The sequence below is a fragment of the Solibacillus isronensis genome, from assembly GCF_023715405.1.
GTDB classification, from domain to species: domain Bacteria; phylum Bacillota; class Bacilli; order Bacillales_A; family Planococcaceae; genus Solibacillus; species Solibacillus isronensis_B.
Map to the genome: position 1 here is coordinate 275,580 of NZ_JAMBOC010000002.1, position 17,757 is coordinate 293,336.

General features: G+C 42.3%; 18 protein-coding genes. 3 read left to right on the plus strand and 15 right to left on the minus strand.

Features of this window, described 5'->3' with window-relative positions; all coding sequences use genetic code 11:
* Nucleotides 1-73: 73 nt before the first annotated feature.
* The 8 genes from gpmI to M3166_RS13175 all read right to left on the minus strand — a co-directional run bounded on the left by gpmI (nucleotide 74) and on the right by M3166_RS13175 (nucleotide 8,150).
* Nucleotides 74-1,615, minus strand: a complete 1,542-nt coding sequence (gpmI, locus tag M3166_RS13140; RefSeq protein ID WP_251690295.1) for a 2,3-bisphosphoglycerate-independent phosphoglycerate mutase — start codon at nucleotides 1,613-1,615, stop codon at nucleotides 74-76.
* A complete protein-coding gene (gene tpiA, locus M3166_RS13145) occupies nucleotides 1,608-2,369 on the minus strand; it encodes a triose-phosphate isomerase (protein ID WP_251690296.1) in 762 nt (253 codons plus the stop codon). Before tpiA ends, gpmI begins: the two co-directional genes overlap by 8 nt.
* A gap of 124 nt (nucleotides 2,370-2,493) precedes the next feature.
* Nucleotides 2,494-3,678: a phosphoglycerate kinase gene (locus M3166_RS13150; RefSeq protein WP_251690298.1), complete on the minus strand. Its 1,185-nt coding sequence runs from the start codon at nucleotides 3,676-3,678 to the stop codon at nucleotides 2,494-2,496.
* 285 nt (nucleotides 3,679-3,963) lie between these two features.
* Nucleotides 3,964-4,977 carry a type I glyceraldehyde-3-phosphate dehydrogenase gene (gene gap / locus M3166_RS13155; RefSeq protein WP_251690299.1) on the minus strand — a complete coding sequence of 338 codons (1,014 nt, stop codon included), beginning with the start codon at nucleotides 4,975-4,977 and terminating at the stop codon, nucleotides 3,964-3,966.
* Nucleotides 4,978-5,043: 66 nt separating this feature from the next.
* Nucleotides 5,044-6,072, minus strand: coding sequence for a sugar-binding transcriptional regulator (locus M3166_RS13160; protein ID WP_251690300.1), 1,029 nt, complete (start codon nucleotides 6,070-6,072; stop codon nucleotides 5,044-5,046).
* 171 nt (nucleotides 6,073-6,243) lie between these two features.
* A complete protein-coding gene (locus M3166_RS13165; protein ID WP_251690301.1) occupies nucleotides 6,244-6,477 on the minus strand; it encodes a glutaredoxin family protein in 234 nt (77 codons plus the stop codon).
* Between the two features lie 250 nt (nucleotides 6,478-6,727).
* The gene (locus M3166_RS13170; protein ID WP_251690453.1) at nucleotides 6,728-7,492 is read right to left on the minus strand and encodes a TPM domain-containing protein; all 765 of its coding nucleotides are present in this window, start codon (nucleotides 7,490-7,492) and stop codon (nucleotides 6,728-6,730) included.
* Nucleotides 7,493-7,559: 67 nt separating this feature from the next.
* The gene (locus tag M3166_RS13175; protein WP_251690302.1) at nucleotides 7,560-8,150 is read right to left on the minus strand and encodes a LemA family protein; all 591 of its coding nucleotides are present in this window, start codon (nucleotides 8,148-8,150) and stop codon (nucleotides 7,560-7,562) included.
* 97 nt (nucleotides 8,151-8,247) lie between these two features.
* Between M3166_RS13175 and M3166_RS13180 the strand changes: the two genes are divergently transcribed.
* Nucleotides 8,248-8,859: a spore coat protein gene (locus M3166_RS13180; protein WP_008406368.1), complete on the plus strand. Its 612-nt coding sequence runs from the start codon at nucleotides 8,248-8,250 to the stop codon at nucleotides 8,857-8,859.
* Nucleotides 8,860-9,005: 146 nt separating this feature from the next.
* Nucleotides 9,006-9,182 carry a hypothetical protein gene (locus M3166_RS13185; RefSeq protein ID WP_008406370.1) on the plus strand — a complete coding sequence of 59 codons (177 nt, stop codon included), beginning with the start codon at nucleotides 9,006-9,008 and terminating at the stop codon, nucleotides 9,180-9,182.
* Nucleotides 9,183-9,261: 79 nt separating this feature from the next.
* On the opposite strand, the gene M3166_RS13190 is transcribed toward M3166_RS13185, so the two are convergent.
* Nucleotides 9,262-9,534 (minus strand): hypothetical protein, encoded by a 273-nt coding sequence (locus tag M3166_RS13190; RefSeq protein ID WP_251690303.1) that lies wholly within the window; start codon nucleotides 9,532-9,534, stop codon nucleotides 9,262-9,264.
* Between the two features lie 99 nt (nucleotides 9,535-9,633).
* Between M3166_RS13190 and M3166_RS13195 the strand changes: the two genes are divergently transcribed.
* Entirely contained in the window at nucleotides 9,634-10,503 is an 870-nt protein-coding gene (locus M3166_RS13195) for a helix-turn-helix domain-containing protein (RefSeq protein WP_251690304.1), read from the plus strand.
* A 260-nt stretch (nucleotides 10,504-10,763) separates the two neighbouring features.
* Here M3166_RS13195 and M3166_RS13200 read toward each other — a convergent pair whose 3' ends face one another.
* The 6 genes from M3166_RS13200 to hydA all read right to left on the minus strand — a co-directional run bounded on the left by M3166_RS13200 (nucleotide 10,764) and on the right by hydA (nucleotide 17,476).
* On the minus strand, nucleotides 10,764-11,219 hold the full coding sequence (locus tag M3166_RS13200; RefSeq protein WP_251690305.1) for a nucleotide-binding protein: 456 nt from the start codon (nucleotides 11,217-11,219) through the stop codon (nucleotides 10,764-10,766).
* 176 nt (nucleotides 11,220-11,395) lie between these two features.
* Nucleotides 11,396-11,608, minus strand: coding sequence for a hypothetical protein (locus M3166_RS13205; RefSeq protein ID WP_251690306.1), 213 nt, complete (start codon nucleotides 11,606-11,608; stop codon nucleotides 11,396-11,398).
* A 19-nt stretch (nucleotides 11,609-11,627) separates the two neighbouring features.
* Complete coding sequence (locus M3166_RS13210) at nucleotides 11,628-13,109, minus strand: NCS1 family transporter (protein ID WP_251690308.1); 1,482 nt, start codon at nucleotides 13,107-13,109, stop codon at nucleotides 11,628-11,630.
* Nucleotides 13,110-13,227: 118 nt separating this feature from the next.
* On the minus strand, nucleotides 13,228-14,511 hold the full coding sequence (gene preA / locus M3166_RS13215; protein ID WP_251690309.1) for an NAD-dependent dihydropyrimidine dehydrogenase subunit PreA: 1,284 nt from the start codon (nucleotides 14,509-14,511) through the stop codon (nucleotides 13,228-13,230).
* Between the two features lie 11 nt (nucleotides 14,512-14,522).
* On the minus strand, nucleotides 14,523-15,860 hold the full coding sequence (locus M3166_RS13220; RefSeq protein WP_251690310.1) for an NAD(P)-dependent oxidoreductase: 1,338 nt from the start codon (nucleotides 15,858-15,860) through the stop codon (nucleotides 14,523-14,525).
* 218 nt (nucleotides 15,861-16,078) lie between these two features.
* Nucleotides 16,079-17,476, minus strand: a complete 1,398-nt coding sequence (gene hydA / locus M3166_RS13225) for a dihydropyrimidinase (RefSeq protein ID WP_251690312.1) — start codon at nucleotides 17,474-17,476, stop codon at nucleotides 16,079-16,081.
* Nucleotides 17,477-17,757 lie beyond the last annotated feature (281 nt).

The following is a 17,757-nucleotide window of genomic DNA, read 5'->3' on the forward strand; positions in this document are numbered from 1 at the left end:
AAAAAACTCCTCTATTGATAAATTTAGTAGGTGCTTGCACAAGGACAAGCTATATAATTAACCGCGCGATCAATTACTGTTCGCTTGGCATAACTAACGATTTTCCTGTCATCTCTGCAGGCTGGGCAATATTAAGTAATTCAAGCATTGTCGGTGCCAGATCGGCTAGAATGCCGTCTTCATAAAGCATGACACCAGGCTTTGTGACAATCACCGGTACCGGGTTTGTCGTATGTGCTGTCATCGGCTTGTCATCGAGTGTCACCACTTCATCCGAGTTCCCGTGGTCTGCTGTAATGATCGCATAACCGCCTTTAGCTGTAATCGCATCAACGACTTTCCCTAGACACTCATCCACCGTTTCGATTGCTTTAATTGTCGGTTCAAGCATCCCTGAGTGTCCGACCATATCCGGGTTCGCAAAGTTTAAAATAATCGCATCGAACTTCTCTCCTGCAATAGCTTCCAGTAAAGAATCCGTCACTTCATACGCACTCATCTCAGGCTTCAAGTCGTATGTCGCCACTTTTGGAGATGCGATTAAAATACGCTCTTCTCCAGCAAATGTATCTTCACGACCACCACTCATAAAGAATGTGACATGCGGATATTTTTCCGTTTCCGCAATACGCAGCTGAGTTTTGCCTGCTTTTGAAATCACTTCACCGACCGTATTAACTAAGTTGTCATTTTCATATGCCACATCCGCTATGACATCATCACTGTAATGTGTAAACGTAACGAATTTCAGATTCGTCGGATGGTTTTCAGAGCGTGGCATTGCGTCAAATTTTTCATTCGTCATTAAAGACGACAATTGAATCGCACGGTCCGGACGGAAGTTGAAGAAAATGACTGCATCGTTCGTGCTGATCGTTGCGGCAGGTCGTCCTTCTTCTGTCACGACAAACGGTACAACGAATTCATCATGCAGTTCACGTTCATACGAAGACTCAACACCTGCTGTTGCGGAAGAGGCAGTTTGTCCAATTCCATCAACTAATGCATTGTACGTTAAGCCGACACGTTCCCAGCGGCGGTCACGGTCCATTGCATAATAGCGACCATGAATCGATGCGAACTTCCCGATCCCGATTTCTTTCATCTGTTTCTCTGTTTCAAGAATATATCCAAGTGCTGTCGTTGGACCGACATCGCGTCCATCCAGGAAGCCGTGAACATATACTTGCTCAAGCCCATTTGCTTTTGCCAATTTCAATAAGGCAAACAAATGCTCATAGTGACTATGGACACCGCCATCTGAAAGCAGTCCCATTAAATGGAGCTTTGAACCATGTGCTTTTGCATGTTCTACTGCTGCCAAAAATGATTCGTTACGGAAGAAATCTCCATCACGAATTGATTTGTGGATACGTGTCAGGGACTGGTACACAATGCGTCCAGCCCCGATATTTAAGTGTCCAACTTCAGAGTTCCCCATTTGACCTTCCGGTAGACCTACTGCTTCACCACTTGCTATTAAAGTCGAATGTGGATATGCATGCCAGTAACGGTCAAAATTTGGTTTATTTGCTTGTGCTACGGCATTACCCTTCACTTCATCGCGAAAGGCAAAGCCGTCTAGAATAATTAATGCAACGGGTTGTTTAGGCATTTGCTGCCGCCTCCAATAATTTCATGAATGATGCTGGTTGTAGGCTTGCTCCTCCTACTAATGCGCCATCAATATGCTCTTGAGATAAAAGCTCTTCAATGTTTTCAGGCTTTACACTGCCGCCGTATTGAATGCGCACTTTTTCAGCTGTATCTTTTCCGTATAATGTTTCAATCGCCAGACGGATTGCACAGCATACTGTATTTGCGTCTTCCGCAGTAGCTGTTTTCCCTGTTCCGATTGCCCAGATTGGCTCATATGCAATGACCATATGCTCTACTTCAATTGGAGCAAAGTCTTTCAACGCCATTGTAATTTGGCGTGCTACTTTTGCTTCGGTTTGATCCGCTTCACGCTCTTCCAATGTTTCCCCGCAGCAAATAATCGGTACAATACCATAATTAAGAGCAGCTCGGACTTTTTTGTTGATCGCTTCGTCAGTTTCATTAAATAGCTCACGGCGCTCCGAATGCCCTAAAATAACATAATCAACGTTGACATTCGAAAGCATTTTCGGGCTGATTTCCCCTGTGTATGCGCCTTCGTCTTCAAAGTGCATGTTTTGCGCGCCAATTGCCAGGCTTGAATCTTCTGCCCCTACGACAAGTGTCGGTAAATATAATGCAGGTGCACAGATGACCGCATCAACTTTATCCGGAGAAGGAACCTCTTGTTGGATTTCTTCGATAAAATCAACTGCCTCATCAAAGGACTTATACATTTTCCAGTTTCCTGCTATGATCGGTTTTCTCATTCAAAACCCTCCGTTTTTAAAAGATTCTGTTCCCGTTGATTTCTGCTAAGGAGGACGCATTTCTCGTCCATTCCGCCTTTGCTACCATCAACTGTTTCAACAGATATTTTAGCCTATAAACGATCTATTTATCGTTTAACGCAACAATTCCCGGTAATTCTTTACCCTCCATTAACTCTAATGAAGCACCGCCGCCTGTTGAAATGTGGTCCATTTTCGAAGCGACTTCGAATTTTTCTACCGCTGCAGCTGAGTCACCGCCGCCGATAATTGTGTAGCCGTCTGTGGTTGCCATTGCATCCGCTACTGTTTTCGTACCGTTTGCGAATTTTTCCATTTCGAATACACCCATTGGTCCGTTCCAAATGATTAATTTTGATTGTTTAATGACTTCTGCATAGTTTTCAGCAGTTTTCGGCCCGATATCCAGTCCCATCCAGTCAGATGGAATTGCATCGATTGCCACAACTTTTGTTTCCGCATCTTTCGAAAACTCGTTTGCTACGACAGCATCAACCGGCATATGCAGTTGTACACCTTTTGCTTTTGCTTGTTCGATAAAGCCTTTTGCCAGCTCGATTTTATCTTCTTCCAGCAATGACTTCCCAATATCGTGGCCCATCGCTTTGACGAATGTAAATACTAAACCGCCGCCGATAATCAGGTGATCCACTTTATCCAATAAGTTTTCAATAACACCGATTTTATCTTTAACTTTCGCTCCACCAATAATTGCTGTGAACGGACGCTCTGGATTGGATAAAGCTTTACCTAGTACGTCCAGCTCTTTCTCCATTAACAAACCTGATACAGCCGGTACATGTTTTGCAATACCTTCTGTTGAAGCGTGTGCACGGTGAGCTGCGCCGAACGCATCATTTACATAAAGGTCCGCTAATTTTGCAAACTCTTTTGCCAATGCTTCGTCGTTTTTCTCTTCGCCTTTATGGAAACGAACATTTTCAAGCAGGATTATTTCGCCGTCTTGCATATTGTTAACCGCTGCTTCCACATCTGAACCAATTGATTCATCCAATTTTTTAACTGGCTTGTCCATTAATTCCGAAAGACGCTCGCCGACTGCTGTTAAGCGCATGTCCTCATTTACTTCGCCTTTTGGACGGCCAAGATGTGAAGCTAAAATTACTTTTGCTCCAGCGTTTACTAGTTGTTCAATTGTTGGAATAGCTGCACGAATACGCGTTTCGTCGGTAATGCGGCCCTCATCCATCGGCACATTAAAATCGACACGCACAAATACGCGTTTTCCTTTTACATCTACATCGTTCATTGATTTCTTTAAAAACATACTGAAAATCCTCCTTCATAGTCGTTCGTCAATTAGTGTGAATCGTATACTCGCTAGTTAAAATAGTAACAAAATTCGATCAGGCTGTCTTGATATCGCCTCTGTTTTGTATATTTTCCTTATATCCGAAAAAAGAGCGGTCCGGGTGAGTCCCTGCCGCTCTTTTACCCTTATTTATTATAAGGTTTACGTGTATTAAAGGCTATACTTTTTATGCCCGTTTCCTTTTAATATGTCACACTTTTTCTTCAATTTCGAAAAAGTATGTCACATTTCATCGGTTTATTACGCTTTTTCGATACCTTGTTCTGCGATATATAAAGCTAAATCCATTAAACGAGTAGAGTAGCCGATTTCGTTGTCATACCAAGAAACAACTTTCGCCATACGACCTTCCATTACCATTGTTGATAAACCGTCAATTGTAGATGAAGCCGGGTTACCATTGTAGTCGATTGATACTAATGGTAATTCGTTGTAAGCAAGAACACCTTTTAAGTCGCCTTCAGATGCTTCTTTTAATGCTGCGTTAATTGAATCTGTTGTTACGTCTTTTTCCAATTCAACAACTAAGTCAACACATGAAACGTTAGGTGTTGGAACACGCATTGAGAAACCGTCCAATTTGCCTTTTAATTGTGGCAATACTTTTGATACTGCGATTGCTGCACCAGTAGTTGTCGGAATCATTGATACCGCGCCTGCACGTGCACGACGTGGGTCAGAGTGCGGGAAGTCAAGGATACGTTGGTCATTTGTATATGAGTGAATTGTTGTCATCATACCGCGTTTGATGCCGAACTTTTCATCCAACACTTTTGCAAGTGGTGCTAGACAGTTTGTTGTACAAGAAGCGTTTGAAATAACATTTTGCGCTGGGTCATATTCCGTATGGTTAACACCCATTACATATGTTGGCATATCGCCTTGTGCTGGTGCAGAAAGGATTGCTTTTTTCGCGCCGGCTTCGATATGTTTTGATACTTCTTCCATTGAACGCCATCTACCTGTACATTCTAAAACTACATCTACACCAAGTTCACCCCATGGTAAATTTGCAGGATCTTTTTCAGAAAGCACTTGAATGCGTTTGCCGTTTACGATAAATGCATCATCTTCTGCTTGAACGTCTGCATCATACACTCCATGTACTGAGTCGTATTTTAATAAATGTGCAAGCTGTTTCGCATCAGTTAAATCATTTACTGCAACTACTTCAAATTCCTCGTGCTTCATTGCTTCACGGAATACTAAACGTCCGATTCGTCCAAATCCATTGATTGCTAATTGTAATGCCATGTGTAATTCCTCCAATAACTTTATTATTAATATAGTATGTGTAAAATCATACTTTTAAAAACATGTTTAATTTTCAAGAATTGTACTTGCGGTTTGCTCATCTGTAATCAAAATCGTTTGCGATGCGGCATTTTTAAAATACGCCTGAATCGCAGCTGCCTTATTTCTGCCTGCCGCAATGGCAAGAACATGCTTCGCTTTGTTTACCTGATCACGCTGAATTCCAATTGTCCTCAGATGATGAACCGTGTCGCCATTTGCATTGAAATAATAGCCAAATGCTTCGGCAACCGCGCCTTTTTCTTCAAGTAATTGCTGCTCATGCTGTGAACTTTTACGTCGAAGCGCCATTTCCTGTGCTGCGCCGATTCCGTGAATCACGATGTCCACCTGTTCATAAAGTGTAATCATCTCCCGAATAATCGGTTCATCCTTCATCGCTTCATACGCCTGCTCACTTAAATGCTCCGGCAAAAACAATGTGCGGTATGTTGCCCCGCATCTTTTTGAAAACTTCGAAACAATTGTATTCGCCTGGAATGTCATCTCATCACCCATACCACCGCGTGCCGCAATAAATTTCGCGTCGCTCAGCACCGGGCAGTCCGATAAATATTCCTTCATCGATGCAACACTGCTGCCGCCTGTAACCGCAATATTGGCTTTTGCAGGTGCGATTTGCTGTAATACTTGTGCCGCAACTTTTCCGAGCTGCTGCTTTACCGTTTCATCCTGTTCGGCATCACCTGGCACAATGATGACACGTGCGATGCCAAAGATGTTTGTAAGCTGCTGTTCCATCGCTACAATACCGGAAAGCTCACGATACAGTTCGTAAAGCTGTTCTATTACTTCATACCCTTTTGGCGTGCAAATCATGCCTTTTTTTTGAATCAAGATCAATTGCTGTTCGCTCAGGACCGTTGTTTCATTCCGGATATCACGCTCTGTCATCTGTAGCTGTTCTCCTAAAGCACGTCTGCCAATCGGGCTAAATGTCGCAATTGCTTGTAAAACTCGAAATCTCTTTTGAAAAAGAGCATCAATTTCAGGCATTAGTTTACGCTCAGCTGCAAAAAATGAAATATCCGTCAAAAAACCACCTACCCGATTTATCCTGTTGGACAATATATGTCCCACATGAATATTTTATGTCCCACATGGGGTAAAAAAAAGAATTTCTGTCTTCATTATAGATCGACTCGGAGTGATTTGCAACTTTTATGACGGAATTATTCGCAAAAAATAGCGAACCGGCACCGATGTCTAGTCCACCAGCGCCTCGTACAATGTCGCATAATCCAGCTGCCCGTATTGCACAACGTCGCCGTTATACTCAACAACCGGGATCATCAGCATATATTTTTCATGCGCTTCATCGTCTTCTTCTATATTATAATGCTCAATCGTAAAGTCGATGTCTTCCTGCACAATTTTTAACGTATGGAGCCCTTCAACGCAAAGTCCGCAGTCAGGTTTTGAATAAAATTTGATGATCATTGGCAGTTCCTCCCTTTTTAATTATTATAAGCGAAGTTTGGGCGAGGGTGGGCGGTGATTTTATTAGAAGATTCATTCCACTTATTCGAACATCAGCAATTTATATTAGAAGCTCCGCGTTTTATTAGATCTTTTCCGGGTTATTAGAACATCGCGCCAACTTATTAGAAAACCCGCGCATGCCTCCTCTCCCGCACTACCACGAAAAAAAGCACCCCACCCGCAAAAAGTGAGATGCCTTCCTCTCGACCTAGAACTTCCTGCCCGCGCCTCCGCCGAATGAGCCGCCGCCACCGAAACCGCCAAAGCCGCCCGATGAACCGCCACCACCTCCGAAGCCACCGCCTCCGAAGCCACCGAAACCGCCACTGCGATATACTCGGCGTGCTGTGCGTCGGCGTCCGCCTGGGCCACCGCCACCGCCGAACTTTGTAATGATAAAGTAAATAATAATGATCAATATGATGAAGCCGATTGAAATCCCATCATCATCATTTGACGCAACAGGCTGTACTAAATCCGCACCGCCTGCTTCACCACCCATTTCTTCATAAAAAACGGAGAAGATACTGGCGAACGCATTTGTATAATCATCGTTCTTTAAATATGGCAACATATACGTATCGATCATGCTGCCAATTTTCCCATCCGGATAATCTCCTTCCAGACCACCGCCGACCGTAATCCATACATCATTTTGCCCTGGTCCTTGCTCGGTTGTCGCAAAGATAAGCATACCGTTACCGAGCGCTTCATCCCCGATTCCCCAGCTGCGCACCGTCTCTGTACCGAATTCAAACGCATCCATTCCATCGATTGTATCAACAGTCATCATGACAATGACATTTCCCGTTGAACCTTCGAGCGCTTTTGCCGACTGAATCAGGTTCTGTTCTACGTCATCGGATAGAACATTCGCATAATCGTACACGTAAGAATTGTAGGCCGGTTTTTCCGGTATGGCTGCCATCGCTTGGAGTGGTATGAGCATTAACCATAAAAGAAGCGATACCATTAATCTCACATACAGTCCCCCCTTTCAGAAGCTTCGGTCATTGCCGACAGCTTCATTACTCCCATTATTAATCGCCAAAATCGACAGCCGGTGCTTCTTCAACACCTTCTTTAATTTCGAAGTAGTCTTTTTGATCAAAACTGAACATGCCCGCGATTAAGTTTCCTGGGAAGCGGCGAACGTCATTATTAAACTGCTGAACCGTGTCATTGTAATCTTTACGCGCTACCGTTAAGCGATTTTCCGTCCCTGCCAGTTCATCCATTAATCGTGTAAATTGTACATCCGCTTTTAAATTCGGATAGTTTTCAACTACAACAAGTAAACGGGCTAATGCAGAAGACAGCTCATTATTTGCGTCCGCCGTTTCTTCTACTGTATTGGCATTCCCGTATTGTGTTCGGGCATCTGCAATCTGTGTGAAAATTTCTTCCTCATGTTCGGCATAGCCTTTAACCGTATTTACTAAGTTCGGCACTAAATCAAATCGACGTTGCAGCTGGTTTTCGACTTGCGCCCATGCTGCGTCCACCGTTTCTTCACCTGTTACCAGTTTGTTGTATTTTGGCACGACAAGCATTGCCGCAATGACGATCAACGCAACAATTGCAATAAGGGCGACCAATACGGCACTGCCTCGTTCATTTTTTTTTAACATTTGCCCCATCCTCTCTTTTTTAAAATTAGCGTATAAAATTACGGTTCGTTTCCACAATAAGAGCGTACGAAATTTCTTACTATGGAGGTTTTTATTAATGTATACCCAATCATCTCAATCTCAAGACAATCAAATGCCCCTTTCAACAAATCATGGTGCCCATGAACTTCTGGATGTTCATGAAGTACTAAGCGCTATGATCGGCGGATTAAACCAATATGTTTTACTTCGCGACCAAGTTCAAGATAGCGAGCTTCTTTCTATTATGGATCGCCAGTATGCGTTTATGCTTGATGAGTATAATATTACTGTGGAGGCCTTTAAAACAGGTCATGATCCAAAACATCCTACACGCACCTACAATATGAATATGGGCAACGATACTATTTACGGCTTAAAACCAGGTGAGCCGAAAAAGCCGATCACTTCGGCAAGTGAAATTAATGATGGCATTATTTCAGGTTTCTTGCTCAGCTGCCATAAAGCTGGGGCTACAGGAAAAACAGGTGCTGCTTTAGAAAGCACAAACCCGGTAGTACGTCGTGTGCTACAAGATTCAGTACCAAACTGCATTGAAATGGCCTATGAAATTTCATTGTACCAAAACAAAAAAGGCTATTATCAAGTGCCACAACTATCTCCACAGGACATGAGCGCAATGCTCAATATGTATGGCAAAGCAGATCAAGCGAAAAATATGCCTAACTAGTATGCCCAATAAACTATATGAACGAATCATCGTATAGTTTCAATTTTCAAATAATTTATCCAATATTTACAATAAATATTTCACGCAGAAATACAAACAATAGGAACGGTGCACGTTTCACCTACTACGATGAAGGAGGGGCTTTTATGAAAAATATTCGTGAAGGTTTAATTCCGACTGTACTTGGATCAGCTGTCACTGCAACAGGGTATGCAATGAAACAAAAAATCGGTACGAACAAGATGCTTGCCAATACCATTTTCGGTTTCGGTCTTGCCCATATTGTATTAGGAGCAATTGACCTTGTAGAACATCGTAAGTAATGGCAGGATATCCTGCTTAGAAAAAGCTGGCTTAAAGAATCTTTACGGTTCTTTATGGCCGGCTTTTTTATCGCACTAATTAATTAAATAAGAGTAAAACAATACCCACAAAAATTATCATATTTGCTGGAATAACATAAAAATACATTTTCTTGCCTTTCTCTTGCCTTTCATTTCCGGCTTTGTTGAATAAGTATTCAAAGAAAAAGCTCGACCCACTTAATACAGTTGCTGCAAAAGCATATGGAATAATATTACTAGAAAAAAAGCCAGTAAATACTGGAGAAAGGACTAATAACAATACGAATAGACTTACCGAAATTGCGTAACGATCCAAGTATTTTATAATCATTTTGATCAACCTCCCATTCTTTCTAATAGCTACTATAAAGGATATACTGTACTATACGACATATTATTCCATATGGAATACTTCATTGGGGGGATAGGTATGAATTTAGGTAATGATTTAAAAAGCATAAGAAAGAATAAAACATATAGCCAAGTGGAAGTGGCAAGCAATATAATTTCTCAAAGTACCTATTCTAAGTTTGAGGCTGGAATAAGGGATGTAGACGCGAGTATCTACCTTCAATTACTTCACCGCTTGAATATTTCAGCGGAAGAGTTTGATTATATTCGGAATGACTATAATTACGGACGGAAGCAAAAACTGATTCACACGCTATTTTCTTTAGATTACAATCACATCGCGAGTTTACATAAATTAAAACAACAAACCGTCAACTTTTTACAAGAGCAGCGTGACGAGGATATAGAGGAAATCTACCTGATATGTGAGGCATTTATACAACTTCATGATACAAAAAGTATAGATGTAGCCCGAAATATTGTGGAGCCTATTTGGAAAGAGATGTCAAAATACGAACAGTGGTATTTAAATGATATCCGCATAATCAATACCATTTTATTTTTATTTCCTGCAGATATCGCGATTGAATTTACACAAACAGTATTAACTAGACTGAATATGTATAAAGATTTTCAGGATGCTGAAAGACTAAAAATCGCATTTAAAATTAACCTCTCCCTGATACTTATAAAAAATAAAGATTATGCAAAGGCACTTGCAATAATCGAAGAATCACTTCGAACTGATAAAAAGAACATGAGTTATACAATTTTGTCTCTTCATTATTCAAGAGAAGCCATTTGTAGAGCGAATTTACAGGAAAAAGCAGGCGCAAATCCCCTAGAAAAAGCTCATCAATTATTGATGCTTTATGACGATCAATACTATTGGGAACTGATTCAGCAAGAGTTTAACCATTATACCCTTTCAAGGTCTAATGCGGATTAATGAACAATCAAAAAAAGCACAAACGCTATTAAATCAGTGTTTGTGCTAAATGTTATGGAATTTTATTAAAACATCTTTTTTTACAAGCTGTGCAATTCTCATAAGATGGTAATTTCACCGAAAGATCTAGTGGAACTCTTCATGTAAAACCCTGTATATTTTCTTATGATCGCTCCTTTAAGGTGACTTATAGTATCGCTTCTCGTTAGCCAGCTCACCCCCTGCACCTTGAGCTAAAGGCCAAATTCCTTCAGCCCACTTTAATCCATGCTGTAACCACACTCCTCGCAAAACTTTTTTGGTTCATCGTAGACTTCATTACAGTTGGCGCAATTATATATATAGGACGCCGTAATATCGTCAATCGTTTGCTTTGCTTTCAGATCGGGCAATATTTCCTCCTCTTCGACACCCGCTAATTTACTCAGTTCATTTAATTCTTCAATATCTCTTTCCAGCTGCGCAATCGTATTTTCTTTCGCCTCAATTTGCGCGAGCTGATAATTCACCATGCTGACTGAAAACAGGCTGTTGCGGTTCAAGTTGACGATTTCCCCGATTTGCTGTTTCAGCACTCTGATTTCTTCTTCAATTCCATTGATTTGTTTTCGCAGTTTGGACCGGTCGACCGCAAAAGACGTTTTACTGCTAAGCGTTGTCACCTTCTTGTTGACTTTCTTCCTCCATTTCTGAAATGTGCCTTTCCCATCACCCATAAAAACCCTCCACTTCAATCAGAAATTTTTCTGGATTCAACTGGTGCATCCACTTGTTCTTCTTCACAATATGTATTTCCATGTCGAAATATGCCTTTGTTATTAATTTTCCGGTTTAATTTTATGAAATAAAAAAAGCGCATCCCGTAAGGAAATGCGCCTGCCACTTTAAATTTTCAACTGCTTAATTGTTCCAATAATTTACTGGAGAAATATTTTCTTGTGTCTGCCATTTTAATATGCAGTAAACGCTCCTCATGAGTTGCTGGATTGATAAACGTAACGAAAGCTCCTTCCAGATTCTCATCGATCGTTTTAATAATATAGTCTTCAGCGAGCAGTTCATTAATTTGCTGAATTTCTTTTTCTACAAACTGAAATTCTGACATGATCGCACCTCATTTACATTTAATCTGTGGAAGCTGTTTGCTCTACACCAATCGGTTCTGGAACAGCGTCAATTTCCCAGCTGCGTCCTGCTGTAATACCTAAATATTCATCATCGCTCGGGTTTACGATTTCAGCTTGCGGATACTTCTTGAACCACCAATATTTCGCCAGCACATAATAGATTGCTGCCCCTACAAAGAAGCCGATAAGTGAAGAGAACGATGGCCAAATATTCGCGATCAGACCGCCAAGCACCCAAGCAATAATTCCCGCTACATTGACACCTTTTAAATAACGATATTGCCCTTCCACCTCATAAAGGTCCTTTACATTTACTCGACGCTTACGGAGCAAGTAATAGTCGGCGAATAAAATCCCAACAATCGAAGAAAGGATACCGCCGACAACGAGCAGAACGCTATTTAAAATATCGAACAAACTCCAAGGCTGAACAAGTGTTCCGACAATACCGGCAATGACTACACCAACCCAGAATGGTACTTTCGGTCCGCCGATATTCGAGAAAATCGTCGCAGCCGGAATAACGTTCGCAGAAGTATTTGTCGACCATTGAGCCAATACGATCATCGATAACAGCATCACTAGGACAACACCGCCCGCCGCTTGCTGAAGTGCGTTGATCGGGTCACCAGAACCAGTCGACATATAACAAACCGCACCAATGACGATCATCAGTGTATTGAAAATCGGCTGAACTATTAGTGAACCTAGTAATTGTGTTTTATTTCGTTTGAACCAGTTACGCTCATTTTTAGGCGCTTTGAAGTGACGAGAAAGTGTCGGCATATCTGCAGCCAATGTAGCCCAGAAGCCCATGATTGCAGTAGCGACTACCATGAATGCCGTAAACTGTTCAAAACCTGTTTGCGGTGCTTCCACCCATGACCATACCGCTTTGCCTTGCTCTTTCGCTTCAGCAGATAATTGCAAATACATCCAAATTGAAATAAAGATAATGACAGGTGCAGCGAAATCCGCGAAACGTTCAATTGATTTAATCCCCAGTGATACGTTGAACAACTGCAACGTCGCAAATACTAGGAAGCAGATAAACCAGTTGTCAAAGCCGACCAGAATGTTCAGAATACCGTTGATCGCCAATGCCCCGAAATACGTGTTGATCCCGAACCAGCACGATGCTGTAAACGCACGGGCAAATGACGGGAAGTGCGTGCCGATTGTTCCGAACGGAGCACGCATATAAACAGGAAACGATAATCCGTGTTCAACACCGATATCCCCGATGACGACCATGAAAATCCCGATTAGAATCGAGCCGACCAATGTCGCCATGATGAGCATCGGCATACTTAGATTAACAATTCCTCCTGCACCGATCGCAAATGCCGCAAGTACGATGGCCATCCCAACCCAGATGACGCCAAAGCCCATCATACTAATACTGCGGTTTTCGTGTGTGACAGGAAGTAAATCTGGTGATTTTAAATAGTTACTATTTGTGTCTTTTCTGTCTGACATCGCTACACCTCTCTTTATTCAGTTTTTTGGTTTTACAGAGGACGTGGGGCAGTCACCCGTTGTCATACAATGCGACGCTGTTAGACTGATATCCATTCCTTTAAAAAAATTTTGCCAACTACCTCGCAATACTTGAACTGCTTGGAGCAAATCCTGCAATTAGTTTCTGTCTTTCATTCCACGTCATCGGCGGTTGTGTCGGAACAAGTTCCTTCATCGTAATTGCACCTTCTGCCGGACAGACAATCGAACATAAATTACAGCCTACGCAGTCTTCCTCGCGCACTTTCAGCATTGGACGGCCATCTTCTGTATACAGATCGATACATTGGTGGGACGTATCTTCACAGGCAATATGGCATTTATTACAGTTAATGCAAACATCATTATTGATCTCTGCAACAACTTTATAATTTAAGTCTAAATCTCCCCAATCCGAATATTTCGGTACTGTTTTGCCGACTAAATCCATAACCGATGTTAAGCCTTTATCGTCTAAATAGTTGCTTAAACCATCGATCATATCTTCAACAATACTGAAGCCATGGTGCATTGCCGCCGTACAAACTTGCACACTAGTAGAACCCATTAAGATGAACTCAGCAGCGTCCTGCCAGTTTGAAATACCGCCAATTCCGGAAATCGGTAAATTGATATACGGACTTCTTGCACACTCGCCCACCATGTTCAGTGCAATTGGTTTCACGGCCGGTCCGCAATAACCTCCGTGTGCTCCTTTATTGCCAACATGCGGAATTGTGTTCCAAGAGTTCAGATCAACGCCCGCCAAACTATTGATTGTGTTGATCATACTAATCGCATCAGCACCGCCGCGCACAGCTGCTTCCGCCGTTACAGTAATATCCGTAATATTCGGTGTCAGTTTGACGATAACCGGTACTTCAGCATATTCTTTTGCCCAATAGGTCTGCTTTTCCACCAGGTCAGGCACTTGACCCGAAGCGGCTCCCATGCCACGTTCCGCCATACCATGTGGGCAGCCGAAGTTTAATTCGAAGCCATCTACCCCAACATCCTGGACTCTTTTCACGATTTCATGCCATTTTTCAGCTTTCGGCTCCACCATTAACGAAGCGATAATCGTATGATTCGGGAATCGCTTTTTCGTTTCATAAATTTCCTTTAAGTTTACTTCCAGCGGTCGGTCTGTGATGAGCTCAATATTGTTGAAACCCGCTACTTTTTGACCGTTAAAACTAACAGCAGCAAAACGTGAGGAAACGTTTAAAATAGGGTCCCCCAACGTTTTCCATACAGCGCCGCCCCACCCCGCTTCAAATGCACGCTGCACTTGATAGCCGGAGTTTGTCGGTGGTGCCGATGCCAGCCAAAAAGGATTAGGTGACTTAATACCAGCAAAATCTATTCGTAAATCTGCCATTTCAATTCCCCCTATGCAATTTCTGAATTTGCGTTTAGTTCATAATGAATCGCGTAAGCCGAATCTTTGCCCTGCTGCGCCGCCGATACAACTGTCGCCTCACCGTACCCGTTACCGTAAATCACATCACCGCAAGCGTAAATTTTCGGATTTGATGTTTTCAGGCTGTTGTGATCCACATCAATCACACCGCGTGTATTAGCCAATCCTAAATGCTCAATCAGCTCATACTGCTTCGTTTGGCCGATCGCCCGAATCACCGCATCCGCCTCAATCACAAATTCAGAACCAGGAATCTCCATTAATGTCCCTTTTCCATTTTCGATATCCGTCAGTTTCATTTTGATGCATTCCATCCCGATTACTTTACCGTTGTCATCGCCAATAATGCGTTTCGGTAATGTCAGCCATTTAAATTCAACACCATCCTGCTTCGCAAAATCAAATTCAAAATCATATGCCGTCATTTCGTTTGATGTACGACGGTAAACGATTTGCACCTGCTCAGCACCCAATCTTACAGAACATGTCGCTGCATCAATCGCTGTATTACCCGCACCGATAACTAGCACTTTTTTGCCCAGCACGCGATCAGTGAACGAAGATTTTGATTCCTTTACAAAATCAATCGCATCATACACACCGTCCAAATTTTCGCCCTCAACGCCAAGCATCGGTACTTTGCCCATACCAACCGCTACAATGATGCGGTCATAGTTTTCAAGCAGTTCATCAACTAATACATCTTCGCCGATCTTCGTGCTCGTTTTAATTTCAACACCAAGGTTTTGTACTTGCTGCACTTCCCACTCCACAACATCTTGCGGCAGACGGAATGAAACGATGCCGTAGTAATTCAGGCCACCCGCTTTTTCATCTGCTTCGAAAATCGTCACTCCGTACCCTAGCAATGCCAGTTCACGTGCAGCAGATAATCCTGCCGGCCCGCTTCCGATAATCGCGACTTTCTTGCTGTTTGCAGGTTGTGGCGTAAACAGATTGACATTCGACTCACGCAGCCAGTCCGTTGCATAGCGTTGAAGATGACCAATTTGAATCGGTTTTTCTTCACTATTCAACACACAAGCCCCCTCACAAAGCTCGATCGTTGGACAAACACGCGCACAGCTTGCGCCAACCGGATTTGATTCCATAATGACACGAGCAGAACCTTTCATATTATTCGAAGCAATTTTCTTGATAAAGCTCGGAATATTAATGCTCGTTGGACATGCCTTTACACAAGGTGGATCATAGCAATACAAACAACGATTCGCTTCAACAGTTGCCGCGTATGTTGTTAAACCATCAAATATCTCTTCAAAGTTCTTCGCTAAACTATTGCTCATTTCATAACAACCCTCTCCAGTTTGATTTGTTATTACTTTTAGCTATTGATATCTTCATCCAGCCGATTTCCCAACCACCCACTGAATGAAGATAAGCCCCGGTGGATGTCACAGATTTTTTAATGGAATTGACGTCAGCCTAAATCGACGCGTCGTGCGACAAAGGCTGACTGACCCACGAATCCGGACGCAATTACGCAAAATCGTAATTGACCTTGTTATGAAGTTACTTTAGTGGAACCCTTTACTTCACGACGGATATACTTGCCACTTCCAAGCTGTCCGACGAATTTTTTATCTTGAATGACATATTCACCACGCACGAGCACACTTGTCGGCTCGCCCGTCACTTCCAGCCCTTCAAATGCGTTATAGTCCACATTCATATGATGTGTTTCCGCAGAGATTGTACGTTTTACTGTCGGATCGAATAATACGATATCCGCATCCGAACCAACCGCGATTGTTCCTTTTTGAGGGAATAGCCCAAAAATCTTCGCAGACTGCGTTGAAATCATATCAACAAACTCGTTTTCCGTAATGCGCCCTTTTGCAACACCTTCTGAATAAAGTACAGAGAAACGGTCTTCAATAAACGGCCCGCCATTCGGAATTTTCGAGAAGTCGTTCTTCCCTAATGTTTTCTTGCCGTTGAAGCTGAATGAACATTGGTCTGAACCAATCGTTTGCAGCTGCTTCGCCTTCAATGCATTCCACAATACTTCCTGATGCTCCACAGGACGTAACGGCGGAGACCATACATATTTCGCACCTTCAAAGTTCGGCTTTTCCAATGCTGTCTGGTCAAGCACTAAATACGGCGGACAAGTTTCACCTAACACGTTGTAGCCTTTATTACGTGCAGAAATGATTTCATCGACCGCTTCTTTACACGTAACATGCACGACATATAATTGCGCTCCAGCCAAGTTTGCCAACTCAATCGCACGTTTCGTCGCTTCCCCTTCTACTTCAGGCGGACGAGTAAGCGCATGATAAATCGGCTCCGTCTGACCATTCGCTTTCGCTTCTTCTACTAATTCATCGATAACCGATCCGTTTTCGCAATGGACCATAACTGTTGCGCCAAGCTTCTTCCCGACTTTAAACGCCTGGAATAATGTACGATCCGTCGCCTGGAATTCCTTCGCATAAGCAAGGAATACTTTAATCGAGCTGATCCCGCCTCGTTCCAATGCTTCCGGTAATTCCTGCAGGCGCTGTTCATTTAAATCACCGATCATTAAGTGGAAACCATAGTCGATTACGGCTTTATCTTTTGCTTTGCCGTGCCACGTATCGATCGCATCCATTAATGTCGGTGAGCCCGCACTAATACAGAAATCGATAATTGTCGTTGTTCCTCCGTATGCTGCAGCAATTGTTCCTGATTGCCAGTCATCATCTGTTACCGTGTTGTTGAACGGCATATCGAGATGGGTATGAGGGTCAATACCACCCGGGAATAAAAGCTTTCCTGTTGCATCAATAATTTCCGCTTCCGCATCATCTATTTTTACTGCAATTTGAGTGATGATCCCATCCTCAATCAGCACATCCCCTTTAAACGTATCCGCAGCAGTAACAATTGTTCCCCCAGTAATAATCTTTTTCATATAAACCCTCCTAGTTTTCTAGTAATTTCTATTGAAAAAATGAAAAACCAAAGTGCGTCCTAGTACTACTAACTTTTGAGAATATTTACTAGTTTTTAAGCATATAATTTAATATATAGTATTATATGTAACAATTAGTAACATAATATCTAAATAACAGAAAAAATTTAAATAAATATTTTCCGTTGCTAAAATCCTTGCGATTGCTTCATATACATAACTTTACTGAATATTTTGACTAAATTTAATATACAAAAGGTAATTTTTTCCGTAAATATTTT